Genomic DNA, 18,804 nt, shown 5'->3' on the forward strand with positions numbered 1-18,804 from the left:
CCCGCAGGAAGCGCACGTCCCCGTGAAGCCCAAGCACGTCCCGGCGGCCGCCGGCGCCCCGGACCCGTACTTCCCGAACAGCGGCGACCACCGCTACCGGGTGCACCGCTACGAGCTGGCGCTGGACTACCGGCCCGGGCCCAACCGGCTGGCCGGCTCGGCCCGGCTGAGCGCGGTCGCGGACGCGGCGCTGGCCGAGTTCGCGCTCGACCTGGCCGAGTTCCGGATCGGCCGGGTGCTGGTCGACGGCAAGGCCGCCCGCTACACCCACCGCGGCGGCAAGCTGCGGATCCGCCCCGCCAGGGCGCTCGCGCCGGGCGCGGCGTTCACCGTCGAGGTGCACTACGCGGGCAACCCGCGCCCGGTGCGCAGCCCGTGGGGCGGCCTGGGCTGGGAGGAGCTGACCGAGGGCGCGCTGGTGGCGAGCCAGCCGGTCGGCGCGCCGTCCTGGTTCCCGTGCAACGACCGCCCCGCCGACAAGGCGACCTACCAGCTGGCGGTCACCACGCCGTCCCCGTTCACGGTGGTGGCGAGCGGCCGGCTGCTGACCCGCACCACCCGGGCGTCCAGCACCACCTGGGTGTACGAGCAGAGCGCGCCGACCCCGACGTACCTGGTGACGGTGTCGATCGGGCACTACCGGCCGGTGCCGCTGGCGGTGCGCCCGGCGGTGCCGCAGACCGGCTACGTGCCGGAGCGGCTGGCCGCCGCCTTCGCCCGGGACTTCGCCCGGCAGCCGGAGATGGCGGCGTACTTCGGCGAGGTCTTCGGCCCGTACCCGTTCGGCGAGTACGCGGTGGTCGTCGCGGACGAGGAGCTGGACGTCCCGGTGGAGGCGCAGGGCGTCGCCACCTTCGGCACCAACCACCTCGGCGGCGGCTGGGAGCGCGAGCGGCTGATCGCCCACGAGCTGGCCCACCAGTGGTTCGGCAACAGCGTCACCATCGCCGACTGGCGGCACATCTGGCTCAACGAGGGCTTCGCCAAGTACGCGGAGTGGCTCTGGTCCGAGCACGCCGGCGGCCCGGGCGCGGCCGTGCACGCCGCCGCCGCGCACCGGCTGCTGGCCGGGCTGCCGCAGGACCTGACGCTCGGCGACCCGGGCCGCAGGCTGATGTTCGACGACCGGCTGTACCAGCGCGGCGGGCTGGTGGTGCACGCGCTGCGGCGGGCGCTCGGCGACGACGCGTTCTTCGCGATGCTGCGGGACTGGACGGGCGCCAACCGGCACGGCGTGGTCGCCACCGCCGACCTGCGCGCGCACGCCGCCCGGTACACCGCCGCGCCGCTCGGCCCGCTCTTCGAGGCCTGGCTGGAACGGCCGGAACTGCCGCCGCTGCCGGGCTGATCCGGTTCACCGGGCCCGGCCTGATCCGGTCACCGGGCCCGGGCGCGGGGGTTATTGGGCCCGTGCGCGGGATTATTGGGTCGGCGTCGCGGCCGGGCTGGACTACTGTCCGTGCACATGTCGATGAGTCCAGAAGCCCACATGACCGACCTCCCCTCCGAGCTGCTGCCCGCCACCCGCCGAGCCCTGCTGCACCGGCTCGCCGTCGCCCAGGCCGAGGGGCGCACGCCCTCGATGGTCGCCGGGGTGCTGCGCGACGGGCGGCCGGTGTGGAGCGGCGCCCGCAGCATGGTCGACGGGCACGCGCCGACCCCGGACGTCCAGTACCGGATCGGCTCGCTCACCAAGACCTTCGTCGCCGTGCTGGTGATGCGGCTGCGCGACGAGGGCCTGCTCGACCTCGCCGACCCGCTCTCCCGCCACCTGCCCGGCACCCCCGCCGACGACGCGACCGTCGCCCAACTGCTCGCGCACTCCTCCGGCCTGACCGCCGAGACCCCCGGCCCGTGGTGGGAGCGGACCGAGGGCTCGCTGCGCCCCGGCCTCGACGACGTCCTGGAGGCCGACCGGCCGCTGAAGCACCCCGCCGGGCGGGTGCACCACTACTCCAACCCCGGCTACGCGCTGCTCGGCGCCCTGGTCGCGAAGCTGCGCGGCGAGCCCTGGGGCGAGGTGCTGCGCCGCGAGGTGCTGGCCCCGCTCGGCATGGACCGCACCACGCTGCTGCCCGAGCACCCGCACGCCGGGGGCTTCGCCGTCCACCCCTGGGCCGACGTCATGCTGCCCGAGCCGCTCACCGACACCGGGCTGATGGCGCCGGCCGGCCAACTCTGGTCCACCATCGCCGACCTGGCCCGCTGGGCGGCCTTCCTGACGGCCGGCGACGACAGGGTGCTGTCCGCCGACACCGTCGCCGAGATGCGCCGCCCGGCCATCGCCCCGGACGACGCCGAGTGGACCAGCGGCTACGGCCTCGGCCTGCAACTGCGCCGCGACGAGGGCCGGCTGCTGTACGGGCACACCGGCTCGATGCCCGGCTTCACCGCGGGCCTGTGGATCAGCGAGGCCGACGGCCTGGCCGCGTACGCCCTCTCCAACGCCACCAGCGGTGCCAGCGCCGCGTCGCTGGCCGCCGAGTTGATCGCGCTCACCGCCGAACTGGAGCCCCGGCTGCCCGAACCGTGGCGCCCGCTCGCCGAGGTGGACGCGGAGCTGCTGGAGCTCACCGGCCCCTGGTACTGGGGCGCCGCGCCGGCCGCCCTGCGGCTGCGGCCCGGGCGGGTGCTGGAGCTCACCCCGCTCACCGGCCGCGGCCGCGGCTCGCGCTTCCGGCCCGAGGCGGACGGCACCTGGACCGGTGTGGAGAACTACTACGCGGGCGAGACCCTGCGGGTGGTCCGCCACCCCGACGGCACGGTCAGCCACCTCGACGTCGGCTCCTTCGTCTACACCCGCGAGCCGTACGGCCCGGCCGGCGCCGTCCCGGGCGGGGTCGACCCGGAGGGCTGGCGGACGTTCTGAGCGGCGCGCCGCTCTCCTCACGACAGCGGTACGTCGGATCGTCACGACGGCGACGTGACGCGAGCGGCGTGACGGCGCGATCGTGACGACAGCGGCGTGACAGCAGCCGCGTGACGACCGCGGGGTCGCGACAACGGGGGCGTGCGGTGCGGCCGTACGCCCCCGTGGTGCGTGTTGTCCACCCCCCGCGAACGAGCGCCCGGTGCCGGGCAGATGACCGCCGGGCCACGGGTGGTGCCATTCAACAGGTGCACATCTGCGGTCCTCCGGGCCGCAACATGAATGCCAACCGATTCGGAGAGAAACACGGGGACCGGTTCGCGTCCATGCCCAACCGCCTGCGGACCGGGACGGTGCCCTGGCGATCCACGGCACCGCCGATCGTGCTGCCCTGGAGGGTCCGCCATGACCACCGTCCCCACGTACGCTCCGTCCGCAGTCACCACCACCCACGACGCCCCGGCGGTCCCCGCGCCCCGCCCCCACCGGCCCGCCGCCCCGGCCTCGTACACCGTCTCCCTCGCCCGCGACGAGGACGACGTGCGCGCCGCCCAGCGGCTGCGCCACCAGGTCTTCGGCACCGAGCTGGGCGCCGAACTGCACAGCCCGGTCGCGGGCCTGGACGTCGACCCCTTCGACGAGTTCTGCGACCACCTGCTGGTCCGCGAGGGCGAGCGGGGAACCGTCGTCGGCACCTACCGGCTGCTGCGCCCCGAGGCCGCGCGCCGGGCCGGACGGCTGTACTCCGACGGCGAGTTCGACCTCTCCGCGCTCGCGCCGGTCCGCCCCGGCCTGGTCGAGCTCGGGCGCTCCTGCATCCACCCGGACCACCGGGGCAACGGCGCCGTCATCAACCTGATGTGGGGAGGCATCGCGCGCTACCTGGCCGACACCGGCAACACCTGGGTCGGCGGCTGCTGCTCGATCGAGCTGGCGGACGGCGGCGCCACCGCGGCCCGGGTCTGGGACACCGTCAGCGCCAAGCACCTGGCGCCCGAGGAGTACCGGGTCACCCCGCACCGTCCCTGGGACGCCACCGGGGTGGCGCGCGCCGAGCGGGGCGCGCTGCCGGCCCTGCTCCGCGGCTACCTGCGGCTCGGCGCCTGGGTCTGCGGCGCGCCCGCGTACGACCCGGACTTCGACTGCGCCGACCTGTACGTGCTGCTGTCGCTGGAGCGCACCGACCCGCGCTACCTGCGGCACTTCCTGTCCGGCGGACCCGCCTCGGGCTCCTCGTCGTGAGCGTCTGGCTGCCCACCGCGACCTGCCGGCCCGAGACCTGCCTGGCCGACGTCCCGCCGAGGGTCTCCCACCCCCGGCGGGCGCTGCGGCTGACGGCCTGTCTGGCGGCGGTGCTGGCCGGGGTCGTGCTCCTCCCGCCGGTCCGGCTGCTCCCGGACCGCGCCCGGAACCGGCTGGCCCGGCTCTGGGCCCGGGTCGTGCTGCGCACCCTCGGGGTGACGGTCCACCTCGCCGGGCCCGACGGCTGGGGGCCCGGCGCGGACGGCGGGGTGCTGGTGGTGGCCAACCACGTGTCCTGGCTGGACATACCGCTGCTCGCCGCCGGGCGGCCGGGCCGGTCGCTGGCCAAGACCGAGGTCCGCCGGTGGCCGGTGCTCGGACCGCTGATCGCCTTGGGCGGCACCGTCTTCCTGGACCGCGACCGGCTGCGGACGCTGCCGGACACCGTCGCGACGGTGGCCGAGGTGCTGCGCTCCGGCCACCCGGTGATCGTCTTCCCGGAGGGGTCGACCTGGTGCGGGCGGGAGAGCGGCCGGTTCCGGCCCGCGCTGTTCCAGGCGGCGGTGGAGGCGGGTGCCGACGTCCAGCCGGTGACGATCCGCTACCGGCTGGCGGACGGGCGGCCGACCAGCGTGCCCGCCTTCATCGGGGACGACGGGCTGTTCACCTCGCTCGCCCGGGTGGTCGCGGCCCGCGGGCTGGTCGCCGACGTGACCTTCCTGCCGCCGATACCGCCGCCCGGGCCCCGGCCCGGCCGGGCGGGCGCCCGGCGCGAGCTGGCCCGCACGGCGCAGGCGGCGGTGGAAGGGATCCGCTGACCTCGCGCGACCTCCTGTGACCACGCGCAACCTCCCGCGACCTCCTGACAGCACCTCACCGGTCGGTCCCGGCGGCTCAGGCGACGCCCGCCCCGGCCAGGTCCTCCGGCCGCGGCTCTTCGGAGGCCGCCGGGGCGAGCGGGCGGGCCCGGCCGACCAGGACGGCGACCAGGACCGCGGTGACGGCGAGCGCGGCCGAGCCGCAGCGCAGCGCGAGGTGGATGCCGTCGACGAAGGCCCCGTCCACCGCCTGGCGCACCGGCTCGGGCAGTGCGCCGGCCGCGCCGCCACCGCCGTGGGCCGCGCCGGTCGGCGCGTCCGCGATCGGGCCGACGGCCTCCGGCGGGACGCCGAGCCGGTGCAGGGCCGAGGTCAGCCCGTCGGTCATCCGGTTGGTCAGGACGGCGCCGAGCACCGCGATCCCGAGCACGCCGCCGAGCTCGCGCAGGGTGTTGACGGTCGCCGAGGCCATCCCGGTCTGCGCCGGGGCGACCCGCTGGAGCACCGCGACCGAGACCGGGGTGAAGGTCAGCCCCATGCCGAAGCCCATCGTGAACAGCGTCCACAGGTACTCCGGGTAGCGGGCGTGGTCGCCGTACAGTGACAGCCCGCCGAGACCGAGCGCGCACAGCGCGAGGCCCAGCACCATCGGCGGCCGGGGGCCGTACCGGGCGGCGAACCGGCCGGACAGCGGCCCGGCGACCACCAGCATCGCGGTCATCGCCAGCCCGGCGTACCCCGCGCCGGACGGGGACCAGCCGAGCACGCCCTGCATCATCAGCGGCAGGAAGAACAGCGCCCCGAACATCCCGAAGCTCACCATGAACCCGCTGAGCAGCGCGCCGCTCAACGCGCCGTCCCGGAACAGCCGCAGCTCCAGCATCGGCTCGGCCAGGCGCAGTTCGAGCAGCAGGAAGGCGGCCAGCAGGACGGCGGCGGCAGCGCCGCAGCCGGTCACCCGGGGGTCGGTCCAGCCTCGCGTGGGGCCCTCGATCAAGGCGTAGACGAGCAGGCCGAGGCCCGCCGCCGAGAGCGCGAACCCGCCGAAGTCGATCCGCCGGGCGCGCGGCGGGATCTCCGGGAGGACCTTGGCGGCGAGCAGGACGCCAGCCACGCCGATCGGCACGTTGATCCAGAACACGCTGGCCCAGCCGAAGTGTTCGACCAGCGGGCCGCCGATCACCGGGCCGATCGAGAGGCCGATCGCGGACACCCCGGACCACACGCCGATCGCCTTGGCCCGCTCGCGCTCGTCGGTGAACACGTGCCCCAGCAGGGTCAGGCTGCCGGGGGTGAGCAGCGCGGCCCCGACCCCCTGGACCATCCGGCCCGCGACCAGGACGCCGATCGTTCCGGCGAGCGCGGCCACGGCGGAGCCGAGCGTGAACAGGCCGAGCCCCAGCACGAACATCCGGGTACGGCCGTGGCGGTCGCCCAGCGCGCCGCCGGTCAGGACGAGTGCGGCGTAGACCAGGCTGTAGCCCTCCGCGACCCACTGGAGACCGCTGATCCCGGCGTCCAGCTCCTGCCCGATGCGGGGCAGGGCGACATTGACGACGACGTTGTCCAGCATGGCCATGAACATGGCGATGCAGAGCGTGAGCAGCGCGAGCCGTTTGCGGCGGGCGCTCGACTTCTCCATGGGTTCCCTTCCGATCATGAGCCCCTAACAGTGTTAGGGGTCGGCGCGACAGCCACAGAGTGCACCTAACGGTGTTAGATTGCAAGCGGGAATCGACCGCACCACCGGAGGCGTCCGCACAGCCATGCCGCAGAACCACACCGACACACCCGGAACCGACGACGCGACACCCGCCCTGACCAGGGAAGCCCTCGCCCAGGCCGCACTGCGCGTGCTGGAACGGGACGGCCTGGCCGGGCTGTCCATGCGCAAGGTCGCCGCCGAGGTCGGCGTCAAGGCGGCCTCGCTGTACTGGCACGTCCGCAACAAGCAGGAACTCCTCGACCTGCTCACCGACGCGGTGATGGGCTCCGCCGAGCCCCCGCCGCGCGAGGGCGACTGGCGCGAACAGTTCCACGCGTACTGCTGGCGCTACCGCCGCCTGCTGCTCGACAATCGGGACGCGGCCAAGGTCGTCGCCGGCCGGCTCGCCCCCGGACCCAACCTGCTCGGGCTCATGGAGGACCAGCTGGACCGGCTCCGCGCGGCCGGCTTCACCGACGCCGACGCCGCCATGGCCAGCTACCTGCTCGGCGCCTTCGTCCAGGGCTTCGTGCTCCAGGAGCAGTCGCCGATCTCGGCCTCCGAGGTCCTCGGCACCAGCCGCCGGGACATCGCCGACGCCGCCGGAGACCTGTTCCGCGCCCTGCCCGCCGAGACCTTCCCCAACCTGGTCGACCTCGCCGACGACCTCACCGAGCCGAACATGGACGCCCGCTTCGAGTTCGGCGTCCAGCGGATCCTCGACGGCCTCGCGGCCCTGCTGCCGCCGGACCTGCGCTGAGCCCGGGACCCGCAGCCGCCCCTCCCGGTCCTCGGCCTCCTTCCACGCCGCCTCCCTCGGGCCGGACCTCGGCCTCCGGCACCGGGTAGGCTCACCGGGCCCCGCCCGTACGACCACGGAGGAGTCACCGATGCCCGAGCCGTACCCCCTCTACGAACCCTACGCACAAGGCCTGTTGGACGTCGGCGACGGTCAGCTGATCCACTGGAACGCCTCCGGCGACCCGGCCGGCAGGCCGGCCGTGGTGGTGCACGGCGGGCCCGGCTCCGGCCACAGCCCGGGCGCCCGACGGTACTTCGACCCGGAGCGCTACCACCTCGTCCAGTTCGACCAGCGCGGCTGCGGGCTCAGCCGGCCGCACGCCGCCGACCCGTCGACCAGCCTGGAGCACAACACCACGGCGCACCTGATCGCCGACATGGAGCGGCTGCGCGAGCACCTCGGCATCGACAAGTGGCTGCTGTACGGCGGCTCGTGGGGCTCCACGCTGATCCTCGCGTACGCGCAGGCGCACCCGGAACGGGTCTCCGCGATCGTGATCTGCGGGGTCACCATGACCCGCCCCGAGGAGACCGACTGGCTCTACCGGGGCGTGGGCCGCTTCCTGCCCGGGCCCTGGGAGGAGTTCCGGGACTTCCTTCCGCCCGCCGACCGGGACGGGGACACCGTCGAACTGCTCGCCGCCTACAGCCGGCTGCTCAACAGCGCCGACGAGTCCGTCCGCCGGGCCGCCGCCAACGCCTGGGCCACCTGGGAGGACGCGGTCATCTCCCACGAGTCGCTGGGCAAGCCGAACGCGTACACCGACCGCCCCTCCGAGGCGCTGATGGGCTTCACCCGGATCACCGCGCACTACTTCTCGCACCAGGCCTTCCTGCCGGACGGCCAACTGCTGCGCGACGCCGGACGGCTGGCCGGAATCCCCGGCGAGCTGATCCACGGCCGACTGGACCTCGGCGGACCGCTCGCCACCGCCTGGCAGCTGGCCAAGGCCTGGCCGGACGCGCGGCTCACGGTCATCGACGAGTCCGGGCACACGGGGAGTCCGCGGATGCGGGAGGCAGTCCTGGCCGCGATCGAACGCTTCGCCTGAGCGCTCCGCAGCCCTGGGGTCGGGCCGTTCCGGCCAACGGCCCGGCCCTACGGCAACCGTAGAATACGGCGCATGATCGCCTATGCCCCAGCCGCCCTGTTCTTCGTCCTGTTCGGACTCGGGGTACTACGCGACCGTCGCCAGTTCAGCAACGCCATCCTGCTCGGCATCGCCGTCTCACTGCTCTCCCTCGCCGTGCTCGCCGAACTGCGCAGAGCCCCCACCCTGGTGGTGGAGATCGCGATGGTGGCGATCTTCCTCCTGCCGACCGTCGGGACCGTGGCCCTGATCTGGTTCCTCATCGCCAACGGCCTGACCATGATCCGCAAGGAGGGCAGACGGCCGGCCAACCTGCTCTCGCTGCTCGCCGGTCTGGGCATCGTCGCCGTCATCCTGATGCTGTTCGTGGCCCTCGCCCTCCGCTCGGCCCGACTGGGCATCGTGGTCGGCACCCTGCTCCTGGTGATCGGCTACGTCTCCTTCCTCTTCACCTGCTTCATCGGCTACGCCTTCCTCTACGGCCGCCACCGGCCCCGCCAGGACGTGGACTTCGTGGTCGTGCTCGGCTCCGGACTGATCGGCGGCGAGCGCGTCCCGCCGCTGCTCGCCAGCCGACTGAACCGGGGCCGCGAGGTGTACGAGAAGCAGGCCGCCCGCGGCAACCCGCCGGTGCTCATCACCTCCGGCGGCCAGGGGCCGGACGAGAAGCTGCCGGAGTCCCACGCGATGGCCGACTACCTGGTCGAACACGGCTTCCCCGCCGAGCACATCGAGCGGGAGGACCGCTCGCGCACCACCGAGGAGAACCTGCGGTTCAGCAAGGCCATCATGGAACAGGCCAAGCCCGACTACCGCTGTGTCGTGGTCACCAACAACTTCCACGCCTTCCGGGCCGCCCTGCTCGCCCGCGAGACCGGCGTCAACGGCCACGTCTTCGGCTCCCCCACCGCCCGCTACTACTGGCCGAGCGCGACCATCCGCGAGTTCGCCGCGATCTTCCTGTCGCACAAGCTGGTCAACTTCGGCATCTGCGGCCTCATCGCCCTCTGCGGCCTGCTCGGGGCACTCTGAGCGGCTCCTGCCGCTCTGACCTCTCCGGCTGCTCCGAGTACCAGGTTCGGGCCCCGGTCGCCACAGCGGCCGGGGCCGACCGTTTCCGGGGCGGGTACGGCGACCACCCGGCCGGGCCACCCGCTCGGCCGGGCCACCCGCTCGGTCAGGCCTCCGGGCGGTCAGGCCTCCGGGCGGTCAGGCCTCCGGGCGGGGAGCCAGGATCGCGCAGGTGGTGGTGGCGTGCGCGTAGAGCCTGCCGTTCTCCGCGCCCACCACCCTGGCCTCCGCCGTCGCCATCGTCCGGCCCAGGTGCAGCACCACGCCCTCACAGCGCAGCGTCCCGGAGTCGGCGAACAGCGGGCGCAGCATGTGGACGTTGAGCTGGGTGGTGGTGTATCCCACCCCGGCCGGCAGCCTGCTCAGCACGGCGCAGCCGAGGGCCGAGTCGAGCAGGGCCGCCAGGTAGCCGCCGTGCACGGTGTTCATCGGGTTGTGGAGGTGGTCTCCGGGTTCGCCCCGGAACACCGCCGTCCCCGGCTTCACCTCGGTCAGGTGGAAGCCCATGGTGCCGCAGATCGAGGGCTCCGGGATCCGCCCGGCGATCCACTCCAGCAGGATCTCCTCTCCGCTCAGGTGGGTGAACTCGGCGATCGGCGGGCCGGGCGTCCAGGTGTGGGTCCGGGTCCGCCGCTCCGGGCCGTTCGTGGGCTGCGGGCCTTCGGCGGCGATCTCATCGGTGGTCATGGGATCAACCTGCCTGGTCCGGCCGCCTGCCTCAAGTGCCTTACGGCGCGCGGCGGGTACGGGGCCGCGGCCGCCGGACCATGGCGGCCCGTGCCATGCCCGGGCGGCGGACCCCGGATGACCGCCACATGGCACCGGGGCTCCTGGCGCGCCACGCTGCACGGGACCGGCCCCCACTCCTCCCTCACCCAGGAGTCCCCATGCCCCTGCGCCCCACCGCCGCGGCGCTGTTCACCGCCGCCGTCCTCGCGCTCGGTACCGCCGCACCCGGCGCGGCCGCGGCCTCCGACACGGTTTCCACCCTGCCGTCCGCAGCCGCAGCCGTAGCCGCGAGCGGCAGCTTCCAGCAGGTCACCGGGTTCGGCACCAATCCGGGCAATCTCGCGATGTACACCTACACCCCCGCCGGGCTGCCCAGCGGCGCTCCTCTGGTGGTCGCGCTGCACAGCTGCGTCCAGAGCGCCACCGACTACTACCGCAGCTCGGGCTGGACCAAGTTCGCCGACCAGTACGGCTTCGCGGTGGTGTTCCCGCAGACCAGCAGCGTCAACAACAGCCTCTCCTGCTTCAGTTGGTTCGACGCGGGCAAGGCCGCCCGGGGCGTCGGCGAGGCCAGGTCGGTGGTCGAGATGGTCACCAAGGCCGAGTCCCTGTACGGCTCGGACGCCCGCCGGGTGTTCGTCACCGGGCTCTCGGCCGGCGGCGGGATGGCCGCCGACCTGCTGGCCGACTACCCCGACGTGTTCGCCGGCGGGGCGATCGACTCCGGACTGCCCGCCCACTGCGCCGCCACCCAGGCCGCCGCCTCCGGCTGCCAGAACTCCGACCAGGGGCTCACCCCGGCCCAGTGGGGCGACAAGGTCCGGGCCGCGTACCCGGGTTACACCGGACCGTGGCCCAGGGTGGCGATCTGGCAGGGCACGGCCGACACCGTGGTCAGGCCGGTGAACGCGACCGAGCTGCGGGACCAGTGGACGAACGTCCAGGGCGTCGGCCGCCAACCGACCGGCACCCGGAGCCTCCCCGGCGGCACCACCCAGGAGCTCTACGCCGACGCGAGCGGAAAGCCCGCGGTGGCCGTGTTCACGATCAGCGGGATGGGCCACGGCCTGGCCGTCCACCCGGGCTCCGGGGCCGACCAGTGCGGAGCGACCGGCGCCTACTTCCTCGACACCATCTGCTCCGGCTACTACACCGCGCAGTTCTGGGGGCTGGACGGCGGTTCCGGCCCCACCGACCCCGGGCTGCCGGCCCCGACCGGCCTGACGGCGAGCGCGACCGCCGGTTCGATCTCCCTCGGCTGGCAGGCCGTCAGCGGCGCGGCCTCCTACCAGGTCTTCCGCAACGGCGGCCAGGTCGGCACCGCGACCGGCACGGCCTTCACCGACACCGGACTCGCGGCCGGCACCACGTACGGCTACACCGTGGCGGCGGTCGACGGCTCGGGCACGGTCGGCGCCCGCTCGGCGGCGGTGACGGCGACCACCCCGGGCGGGGGCGCGCCCCAGTGCTTCACCGCCAGCAACTACGACCAGGTCCTGGCCGGCCGTGCCACCCAGAGCGGCGGCCTGACCTTCGCGCTGGGCTCGGGCCAGAGCATGGGGCTCTGGAACACCTTCGTCACCCACACCCTGAAGCAGACCGGCCCGGGCTTCTACGTGCTCGCCGACGGCCAGTGCTGAACGGACGGCAGCCCGCCCGTCACTGAGCAGCACCACGACCACCCGCCCCACAACGGCCCGCAGCACGACGGCCCTCAGCACAACGGCCCGCACCGCCACACCGACCGTGAGGCTCATCCCGCCCCCACCTCCCCCTCCACCTCCGCCCGGAGCCCGGCGAACAGGTCGGTCTCGATCCCGCCCGCCGCGGCCGCCGCACCGGCCTCCGGCAGCAGACTCCGGGCGAGGTGGTAGTCCTCCGTCGGCCAGACCTCGCGCTCGATGTCCCGCGGGTGGGCCATGAAGGCCACGCCCGGCTGCACCTGGGTGGCGTGCGCCAGCATCGCCGCGTCCCGTACGGCGAACTGCTCGGCGCACGCGATCCGGGTGGTGGTGGCCAGGGCGGGCGGGGTGTCGGGCCAGCCGGCCAGCAGTTCGCCCATCCCCGAGGGGACTCCGCGTTCCGTCATGGCCGTGTGCAGGGCCTGGAACCAGGGCCGGGAGAGCGCCAGGTGGTAGTAGAGCTTGGACACCTGCCAGGGCTCGCCCTGCCCGGGGTGGCGCTGCGGGTCAGCGGCGGCTTCTACGGCCGCCACGGTGACCTGGTGGGTCATCACGTGGTCCGGGTGCGGGTACCCGCCGGTCTCGTCGTAGGTGACGACCACCTGGGGGCGGAACTCCCGGATCAGCGCGACCAGCGGCGCCGCCGCCAGCTCCACCGGCCGGGCCGCGAAGCAGTCCTCCGGGAGCGGTTCGCCCGGCCCGGGCATCCCGGAGTCGACGAAGCCGAGGAACCGCTGGCGCACACCGAGGATCTCCCGGGCGGCCGCCATCTCCTCGCGGCGGACGCGGGCGATGTCGGCCCGGACCTCGGGCCGGTCCATGGCCGGGTTGAGCACCGAGCCGCGCTCGCCGCCGGTGCAGGTGGCGACCAGGACGTCCACGCCCTCGGCCGCGTACCGGGCGAGGGTGGCCGCGCCCTTGCTGGACTCGTCGTCGGGGTGCGCGTGCACGCTGAGCAGGCGGAGAGCGCCGGGGTGACGGGTGGACACGGGTACCTCCATGCTTGGGTGGTCGGAAGCCGCTCGGCGGTCAGCGGGACGGGCGGGTGTTCGGGTAGAGCAGTGCCGGGGCGATGGCGAGTGCCGACAGGGCCAGGACCCACCAGAAGGTCTCGCCGAAGGCCGCACCCGGCTGGTCGGGGTGCCCGCCCTGCGCCTGCTGGAGCGCCAGCGTCAGCACCGCCGTGCCGAGCGCCCCGCCGAGCCGGTTGAGCACGTTGACCGCGCCCGCCGCCGCCGGCACCTGGGCCTTCTCGACGCTCCCGTACACCGCCGCCAGGCCGGGGATCGCGATCAGCCCCATGCCCGCGCCGCGCAGCGCCAGCGAGCCGGCGATCAGCCAGGCCGCCGGTTCGGAGCCGCTGCCCAGCCGGGTGAACGCGAGCGTGCCGACCAGGGAGCAGGCGATGCCGATCATGATCAGCGGACGCGGCGCGAAGCGGTCGGTGATCCGGGCGGCCAGCATGGCGGTGACCGCCGTACCGAGGGCCTGCGGCGCCAGCAGCAGACCGGCCTCCACCGCCCCGGCGTGCTTCACCTGCTGGTAGTACAGCGGCACCAGGAACATCGAGCTGTAGAGCGCGGCGCCCTGGAGGAAGCTGTTCGCCGTCGCCACGGAGAACCCGCGCCGGGCGAACAGCCGCAGGTCGATCAGCGGCGCCCGGCCGGCCTTGCGGCCCACCCGCAGCGCGCGCCAGCCGTAGACCGCCACCAGCACCGTGCCCACCACCAGCGCGACCCAGCCGGCCGTCGCGCCGTCACCGATCGTCGAGAGCCCGTAGACCAGCCCGGTCAGACCGGGCGAGAGCAGCACCAGCCCCGTCACGTCCAGCCGGGGCTTCGGTATGTCCGACGCCTCGTCAGTCGGCAGCCAGCGGGCGGCGAGCAGCAGGATCACCAGCCCGACCGGCACGTTCAGCAGGAACATCCAACGCCAGTCGAAGTGCTCCAGCACCAGCCCGCCGAGGATCGGCCCCAGGACCGGGGCCAGGCTGATCGGGAGCATCAGCGTGCCCATTACCCGCCCGACCCTGGACGGCCCGGCCGCTTGTATGATGATCGCCTGGCCGAGCGGTTGAATCATCCCGCCGCCGATCCCCTGCAGCACCCGGAAGGCGATCAGACTGCCCGTCGACCAGGCCAGGCCGCACAGTGCCGATCCGAGCACGAACAGGACGACCGAGGCGAGCCACGCCCGCCGCCCCCCGAAGCGGCCGGCGGCCCAACCCGAGAGCGGCATGGTCAGCGAGATCGCCAGCAGGTACCCCGTGGCCACCCACTGCATCTCCGCGATCGAGCCGTGCAGATCGCGGCCGACGGAGTCGATGCCGACGTTGACGATCGTGCTGTCCAGCAGCGCGAGCACCGGCCCCAGCGCGAGCACCGAGGCCATCTTCCACAGGCCCGCCGGAATCGGCTCCGGTGCCCCCTCCCGGACTCCTCCCGGCTGGTCCTTCGCGGCGACGGATGTCGTCATGCGCCCCTCCCCTAGTCGCAGTCGGGCCAGCGCCCCCCGAACCCGCGTGCGGCACCCCGACGCTCGCTCGGCACACTCTCGGACGCTCACCCGGGCAGCCGCTCCGGCCGCCCGAGAAGAACTTAGGCCGGACCCACTGATTAGGTCAAGCCTAATTCCTGTACCCGACCCAGCAACCTGCGCTACGCTCCCGGCATGACCGAGAACGCGACCACGCCGAGCCTGCGCGAGCTCAACAAGCGCCGCACCCGCGAGGCGATCTCGCACGCCGCGACCAGACTCTTCATCGAGCAGGGCTTCGACCGCACGACCATCGCCGAGGTCGCGGCCGCCGCTGGCGTCGCCAAGATGACCGTCACCAACCACTTCCCGCGCAAGGAGGACCTCTTCTTCGATCTGCACGAGGAGCTCGTCGTCCGGCTCGCCGCGACCGTCGCGGGGCGCGCGCCGGGCGAGTCCGCGCTCGCCGCGCTGCGCCGCGACTGCCTCGCCGGGCTCGACCGGCACGACGCCCGGCTCGGCTTCTCCGGCCCGGAGTTCGCCCGCACCGTCTTCGACAGCCCCGCCCTGGGCGCCCGGCTGCGCGAGCTGCACGAGCAGGGCGAGACGGCACTCGCCGAGGCGCTGGCCGAGGCGGTGCACGAGAGACCCGTCGGCTTCGAGTGCCGCGTCGCCGCCGCGCTGCTCGCCGCCGTCGACCGCGCGGTGTTCGCCGAGGTGTTCCGCCGCACCCTGGCGGGCGAGGAGCAGGCGGCGATCGCCACCGCCGTCCGCCCCTCGGCGGTCCGGGCCTACGACCGTCTGGAGGGCGCCCTCGGGAGCTTCGCCGTACGGGAGGCCTAGGCCGCGGGCCCGGCCTCCGACCAGGGGCTGAACCACGTGTCCGGGCCGGAGCACCCTTGACGAAAGGTTGACCTGCTCACGGCAGAAGGTTGGCGATGGCCGCCTCTATCGTCGGCCCATGCCCTCACAGCCCATCAGGCCCACCACCCTGCCGATCCTGCCCTACCGCAAGCCCACCCGGGGCCGTGACTACTGGGTCCTGGACAACGTGCTGCCCGACCCGGACGCCGTCCGGGAGCGCTGTCTGGCCCGTGGGGACTGGACCGAGGGCTACCCGCACCGCCCCGAGACCTGGCCAGGGCTGCGCACCATGCCGGGCCTGGAACCCGGGGAACTGGCCCGGGTCGAGTCGCTGGTCCGCAAGGCCACCGGCGCCTCCCGGCTCTGGGTGCAGAGCACCCCGGGCGGCGGCACGCTCAACCACAACTGCGTCCAGGTCGTCGGTGCCGGGGAATCGGAATCCCGCCCCCACACCGACTCCCGCGCGCTCTGTCGCTACGCCGCCGTCCTCTACCTCAGCCCCGGCGCCCCGAAGGACGCCGGCACCAGCTTCTACCGCCAGCAGTTCCCCGGCGGCCGCCTCGGCGGCAACCTGGTCAACACCCCGCACAACAACCTGGTCGAGGCACTCGGCACCCGCCACGTTCCCGGTGACCACTTCACCGAGGACGTCCGCGTCCCCAACCGCTACAACCAGTTGCTCCTCTACCACGCCAACCTGATCCACAGCGCCACCGGCTACTACGGCACCGACCTGGCCGAGCGGCGGATGACGGCGGTCTTCTTCTGGATGGCGTGACCCCCACCCACTCTCCGGACGACCCACCCCTCAGCCGGCGCCCACGTGCGCCAGACTCGCCCTGGTCAGCGCCGCCGCCAACCGGGCCTGGTCCGCCGGCCCGACCAGCGCCCCCAGTGCGGCCGGTTCACCCGGCAGCCCGAGCGTCCGGGCCTCCGCCGGCACCCGCTCGCCGAAGTACGGCCGCAGCGAGGGCCAGACCGCCTGCGCCTCCCTCCGGCCCCCTCATGCCCTCCATCCACGCTTGCCCGGATTCGGGCACCCCGCACCCGGGGAGGCTGGCCGCATGAACGAGCGAATCATCGGACGATGTGCCTGGGCGAACAGCACTGCCGCGCGAAGCGAGGCGGGCGCATGAGTCGTGACACCGTTCCCGCGACCGAGACCATCCGCCCCGAGTGGGCCGCGATCGACGAGTTGCCCACGGTCGAGCTGCTCCGGCTGATGAACGCCGAGGACCGTACGGTGCCCGAGGCCGTCGCCGGGGAGTTGGAGCGGATCGCCGCCGTGGTCGACGCCGTGGCCGCCCGGATGGCGCGTGGTGGCCGACTGGTCTACGCGGGCGCCGGGACGGCCGGGCGGCTCGGCGTGCTGGACGCCGTCGAGTGCCCGCCGACCTTCGGCACCGATCCGGCGCTGGTCGTCGGCCTGATCGCGGGCGGGCGCCCGGCCGTCACGGCGGCGGCCGAGGGCGCCGAGGACCGCACCGACCTCGCCGAGGCCGATGTGACCGCACTCGCCCTCACCCCCGCCGACACCCTGGTGGGCGTCTCCGCCTCCGGCCGCACGCCCTACCCGCTGGCCGCCGTCCGCGCCGCACGCGCGGCGGGGGCGCTGACCGTCGGGCTGGCGTGCAACCGCGGCTCGGCGCTCGCGGCCGCGGCCGAGCTGGGCATCGAGGTGGAGGTCGGCCCCGAGGTGCTGGCCGGATCGACCCGGCTCAAGGCGGGCACGGCGCAGAAGCTGGTGCTCAACCTGCTGTCCACGGCGGTGATGGTCCGGCTCGGCCGGACGTACGGAAATCTGATGGTCGACCTCCGCGCCACCAACGACAAGCTGCGCGACCGCGCCCGACGGATCGTCGCCGAGGCGACCGGCGCCGACGGGACCGCGGTCGACCGCGCCCTGAGCGCGACCGGCGGCCGGGTCAAGGACGCCATCCTCTCCCTGCTCGCGGACGTGGACGCCCCCACCGCCGCGCGCCTGCTCACGGCCTCGGAGGGACGGCTGCGCGAAGCCCTCCGCCTCGCCCTGCCGTAACAACCCTCCATCGAGCCCGGCTAAAACCCGCCTGGCCGTAGCCCCGTCCCCCGCCGACTCACCCCAACCGCACGTCCGCCGCCACGACGACCTCTCCGAGGCGCGGGAAGTCCAGGTCCACCGACGCCCGGTGCTCCTCCGCCGTGAGCGCGGCCATCGCGTCCTCGACGAACACCAGCCGGTACCCGTGGTCGCCGGCGGCCCGGGCGCTGGACTCCACGCCGAGGTTGGTGGCGATCCCGGTGAACACCAGGGTCTCCACGCCCCGCGCCCGCAGCAGCCCGTCCAGGCCGGTGCCCTGGAAGGCGCCGATGGTGCGCTTCACCACGACCTCGTCGGCCACCGCCGCGACCTCCGCGACCAGCCCGCTCCCGGGCGGCTGCTCGGCGACGTTCGGCCGCTCGACCCGCACCGCGACCACGGGCGCGCCCGCCGCCCGGAACTCCCGGGCCAGCTCCAGCGAGGCCTCCACTACCTCCGAACCGGTGCGCGGCGCGAGCGGGTTGGCGACGATCCGGTCCATCAGGTCGATCAGGACCAGGGCCGTACTGCGGGGATCAAGGGTGGTCATGGACGTCACGCTAGTCCAGTCACGCCGGCCCGTCCGACAACCGGCCCATCCTACGACCGCCCCTCCTGGGCCCGACCCTCCGAGGCCCGGACCTCCGACGCCGGAGCGCCCTCCGCCGTCACCGGAGCGCCCTCCGCCCCCGCCTCCCGCGCGATCTCCGCCCGGAACCCCTCGATCAGCACCCGCAGCCCGTACTCGAAGTCCGCGTCGTGGTCGGTCATCCGCAGCACGTCCACCGCCTCGCGCAGCAGCGGCAGTTCGCGCAGCGCCTCGTCCGGGAACGGCGGCCGGTCGCGGTCCGCGGTGTCCTGCCGCCAGGCCTGCTCCTCGGTGACCCAGCCCATGATGTACCGGTCGACGGTCAGCAGCAGCCGCAGCGCCGTGCGCGGGCGCAGCCCGGCCCCGCACAGGGCGGCCAACTGGGCCTCTACCGCCGGGAGTTCGTCCTCACTGGGCAGGGTGCCGGCGTGCACCCGGGCGCCGTCGCGGTAGGCGAGCAGGGCGCCGCGCTTGGCGCGGGCGTCGGCGGCGATCCACTCGGGCCAGTGCGCCGGGTCCGGCTCGCGGTCGGGCGGGAGGGCCTCGGCGAGCATCGCCTCGGCCATCAGATCGAGCAGTTCCCGCTTGTTCTTGAAGTGCCAGTACAACGCCGGTGACTGGACGCCGAGTTCACGGGCGAGCCGGCGGGTGGTCAGCCCGTCGATGCCCTCCTCGTCGAGCAGGCGCAGCGCCGTGCGCACCACCTCGTCGCGTTGCAGCGCCATCCGATCGCCCTCCTGGGTTATCCGCTTGCCAGACCCACCTTATCGCCGATAAGTTCCCGAGCTGGAATTTATCAGCGATAAGGA

General features: G+C 74.1%; 17 protein-coding genes. 11 read left to right on the forward strand and 6 right to left on the reverse strand.

Going from position 1 to position 18,804, the window contains the following annotated elements; translation table 11 throughout:
• Positions 1-22: 22 nt before the first annotated feature.
• From ACFCY1_RS16240 to ACFCY1_RS16255, 4 genes are all read left to right on the forward strand, one after another.
• Complete coding sequence (locus tag ACFCY1_RS16240) at positions 23-1,348, forward strand: M1 family metallopeptidase (RefSeq protein WP_049658093.1); 1,326 nt, start codon at positions 23-25, stop codon at positions 1,346-1,348.
• 141 nt (positions 1,349-1,489) lie between these two features.
• The gene (locus ACFCY1_RS16245; RefSeq protein WP_375874971.1) at positions 1,490-2,869 is read left to right on the forward strand and encodes a serine hydrolase domain-containing protein; all 1,380 of its coding nucleotides are present in this window, start codon (positions 1,490-1,492) and stop codon (positions 2,867-2,869) included.
• A 405-nt stretch (positions 2,870-3,274) separates the two neighbouring features.
• Positions 3,275-4,111 carry a GNAT family N-acetyltransferase gene (locus tag ACFCY1_RS16250; RefSeq protein WP_375874972.1) on the forward strand — a complete coding sequence of 279 codons (837 nt, stop codon included), beginning with the start codon at positions 3,275-3,277 and terminating at the stop codon, positions 4,109-4,111.
• The gene (locus ACFCY1_RS16255) at positions 4,108-4,929 is read left to right on the forward strand and encodes a lysophospholipid acyltransferase family protein (protein WP_375874973.1); all 822 of its coding nucleotides are present in this window, start codon (positions 4,108-4,110) and stop codon (positions 4,927-4,929) included. Before ACFCY1_RS16250 ends, ACFCY1_RS16255 begins: the two co-directional genes overlap by 4 nt.
• Positions 4,930-5,005: 76 nt before the next feature.
• Here the strand turns inward: ACFCY1_RS16255 and ACFCY1_RS16260 are convergent, their stop codons facing one another.
• Entirely contained in the window at positions 5,006-6,571 is a 1,566-nt protein-coding gene (locus ACFCY1_RS16260) for an MFS transporter (RefSeq protein WP_375874974.1), read from the reverse strand.
• Positions 6,572-6,695: 124 nt separating this feature from the next.
• On the opposite strand from ACFCY1_RS16260, the gene ACFCY1_RS16265 reads away from it, so the two are divergent.
• The 3 genes from ACFCY1_RS16265 to ACFCY1_RS16275 all read left to right on the forward strand — a co-directional run bounded on the left by ACFCY1_RS16265 (position 6,696) and on the right by ACFCY1_RS16275 (position 9,558).
• The gene (locus tag ACFCY1_RS16265) at positions 6,696-7,394 is read left to right on the forward strand and encodes a TetR/AcrR family transcriptional regulator (RefSeq protein ID WP_375874975.1); all 699 of its coding nucleotides are present in this window, start codon (positions 6,696-6,698) and stop codon (positions 7,392-7,394) included.
• Between the two features lie 130 nt (positions 7,395-7,524).
• Positions 7,525-8,487 (forward strand): prolyl aminopeptidase, encoded by a 963-nt coding sequence (pip, locus tag ACFCY1_RS16270; RefSeq protein WP_375874976.1) that lies wholly within the window; start codon positions 7,525-7,527, stop codon positions 8,485-8,487.
• Between the two features lie 72 nt (positions 8,488-8,559).
• Entirely contained in the window at positions 8,560-9,558 is a 999-nt protein-coding gene (locus ACFCY1_RS16275) for a YdcF family protein (protein ID WP_049654556.1), read from the forward strand.
• A 177-nt stretch (positions 9,559-9,735) separates the two neighbouring features.
• Here ACFCY1_RS16275 and ACFCY1_RS16280 read toward each other — a convergent pair whose 3' ends face one another.
• Positions 9,736-10,284, reverse strand: coding sequence for a PaaI family thioesterase (locus tag ACFCY1_RS16280; protein WP_375874977.1), 549 nt, complete (start codon positions 10,282-10,284; stop codon positions 9,736-9,738).
• A 200-nt stretch (positions 10,285-10,484) separates the two neighbouring features.
• Between ACFCY1_RS16280 and ACFCY1_RS16285 the strand changes: the two genes are divergently transcribed.
• Entirely contained in the window at positions 10,485-11,966 is a 1,482-nt protein-coding gene (locus ACFCY1_RS16285) for a PHB depolymerase family esterase (protein ID WP_375874978.1), read from the forward strand.
• A gap of 113 nt (positions 11,967-12,079) precedes the next feature.
• On the opposite strand, the gene mca is transcribed toward ACFCY1_RS16285, so the two are convergent.
• Both mca and ACFCY1_RS16295 read right to left on the reverse strand, forming a co-directional pair.
• Positions 12,080-13,009, reverse strand: a complete 930-nt coding sequence (gene mca / locus ACFCY1_RS16290; protein ID WP_375874979.1) for a mycothiol conjugate amidase Mca — start codon at positions 13,007-13,009, stop codon at positions 12,080-12,082.
• A 28-nt stretch (positions 13,010-13,037) separates the two neighbouring features.
• Positions 13,038-14,483, reverse strand: coding sequence for an MDR family MFS transporter (locus ACFCY1_RS16295; protein WP_375874980.1), 1,446 nt, complete (start codon positions 14,481-14,483; stop codon positions 13,038-13,040).
• A 195-nt stretch (positions 14,484-14,678) separates the two neighbouring features.
• Between ACFCY1_RS16295 and ACFCY1_RS16300 the strand changes: the two genes are divergently transcribed.
• The 3 genes from ACFCY1_RS16300 to murQ all read left to right on the forward strand — a co-directional run bounded on the left by ACFCY1_RS16300 (position 14,679) and on the right by murQ (position 17,385).
• Positions 14,679-15,326 carry a TetR/AcrR family transcriptional regulator gene (locus ACFCY1_RS16300; RefSeq protein WP_074003609.1) on the forward strand — a complete coding sequence of 216 codons (648 nt, stop codon included), beginning with the start codon at positions 14,679-14,681 and terminating at the stop codon, positions 15,324-15,326.
• Between the two features lie 118 nt (positions 15,327-15,444).
• Complete coding sequence (locus ACFCY1_RS16305; RefSeq protein WP_375874981.1) at positions 15,445-16,125, forward strand: DUF6445 family protein; 681 nt, start codon at positions 15,445-15,447, stop codon at positions 16,123-16,125.
• A 354-nt stretch (positions 16,126-16,479) separates the two neighbouring features.
• Positions 16,480-17,385 carry an N-acetylmuramic acid 6-phosphate etherase gene (gene murQ / locus ACFCY1_RS16310; RefSeq protein WP_375874982.1) on the forward strand — a complete coding sequence of 302 codons (906 nt, stop codon included), beginning with the start codon at positions 16,480-16,482 and terminating at the stop codon, positions 17,383-17,385.
• Positions 17,386-17,443: 58 nt separating this feature from the next.
• On the opposite strand, the gene ACFCY1_RS16315 is transcribed toward murQ, so the two are convergent.
• Entirely contained in the window at positions 17,444-17,956 is a 513-nt protein-coding gene (locus ACFCY1_RS16315) for an isochorismatase family protein (RefSeq protein ID WP_375874983.1), read from the reverse strand.
• Positions 17,957-18,006: 50 nt separating this feature from the next.
• Positions 18,007-18,720, reverse strand: a complete 714-nt coding sequence (locus tag ACFCY1_RS16320) for a TetR/AcrR family transcriptional regulator C-terminal domain-containing protein (protein ID WP_375874984.1) — start codon at positions 18,718-18,720, stop codon at positions 18,007-18,009.
• Between the last annotated feature and the right edge of the window lie 84 nt (positions 18,721-18,804).

The organism is Kitasatospora sp. NPDC056273, assembly GCF_042268845.1.
Lineage (GTDB): Bacteria > Actinomycetota > Actinomycetes > Streptomycetales > Streptomycetaceae > Kitasatospora.

What these genes read in the sequence shown, in the direction of transcription:
- ACFCY1_RS16275 (WP_049654556.1), top strand. Translation starts at nt 8,560, where the DNA reads ATGATCGCCTATGCCCCAGCCGCCCTGTTCTTCGTCCTGTTCGGACTC.
- ACFCY1_RS16305 (WP_375874981.1), top strand. Translation starts at nt 15,445, where the DNA reads ATGCCCTCACAGCCCATCAGGCCCACCACCCTGCCGATCCTGCCCTAC.
- pip (WP_375874976.1), top strand. Translation starts at nt 7,525, where the DNA reads ATGCCCGAGCCGTACCCCCTCTACGAACCCTACGCACAAGGCCTGTTG.
- ACFCY1_RS16260 (WP_375874974.1), bottom strand. Translation starts at nt 6,571, where the DNA reads ATGGAGAAGTCGAGCGCCCGCCGCAAACGGCTCGCGCTGCTCACGCTC.
- murQ (WP_375874982.1), top strand. Translation starts at nt 16,480, where the DNA reads ATGAGTCGTGACACCGTTCCCGCGACCGAGACCATCCGCCCCGAGTGG.
- ACFCY1_RS16250 (WP_375874972.1), top strand. Translation starts at nt 3,275, where the DNA reads ATGACCACCGTCCCCACGTACGCTCCGTCCGCAGTCACCACCACCCAC.
- ACFCY1_RS16245 (WP_375874971.1), top strand. Translation starts at nt 1,490, where the DNA reads ATGACCGACCTCCCCTCCGAGCTGCTGCCCGCCACCCGCCGAGCCCTG.
- ACFCY1_RS16280 (WP_375874977.1), bottom strand. Translation starts at nt 10,284, where the DNA reads ATGACCACCGATGAGATCGCCGCCGAAGGCCCGCAGCCCACGAACGGC.
- mca (WP_375874979.1), bottom strand. Translation starts at nt 13,009, where the DNA reads ATGGAGGTACCCGTGTCCACCCGTCACCCCGGCGCTCTCCGCCTGCTC.
- ACFCY1_RS16320 (WP_375874984.1), bottom strand. Translation starts at nt 18,720, where the DNA reads ATGGCGCTGCAACGCGACGAGGTGGTGCGCACGGCGCTGCGCCTGCTC.
- ACFCY1_RS16285 (WP_375874978.1), top strand. Translation starts at nt 10,485, where the DNA reads ATGCCCCTGCGCCCCACCGCCGCGGCGCTGTTCACCGCCGCCGTCCTC.
- ACFCY1_RS16315 (WP_375874983.1), bottom strand. Translation starts at nt 17,956, where the DNA reads ATGACCACCCTTGATCCCCGCAGTACGGCCCTGGTCCTGATCGACCTG.
- ACFCY1_RS16265 (WP_375874975.1), top strand. Translation starts at nt 6,696, where the DNA reads ATGCCGCAGAACCACACCGACACACCCGGAACCGACGACGCGACACCC.
- ACFCY1_RS16300 (WP_074003609.1), top strand. Translation starts at nt 14,679, where the DNA reads ATGACCGAGAACGCGACCACGCCGAGCCTGCGCGAGCTCAACAAGCGC.
- ACFCY1_RS16295 (WP_375874980.1), bottom strand. Translation starts at nt 14,483, where the DNA reads ATGACGACATCCGTCGCCGCGAAGGACCAGCCGGGAGGAGTCCGGGAG.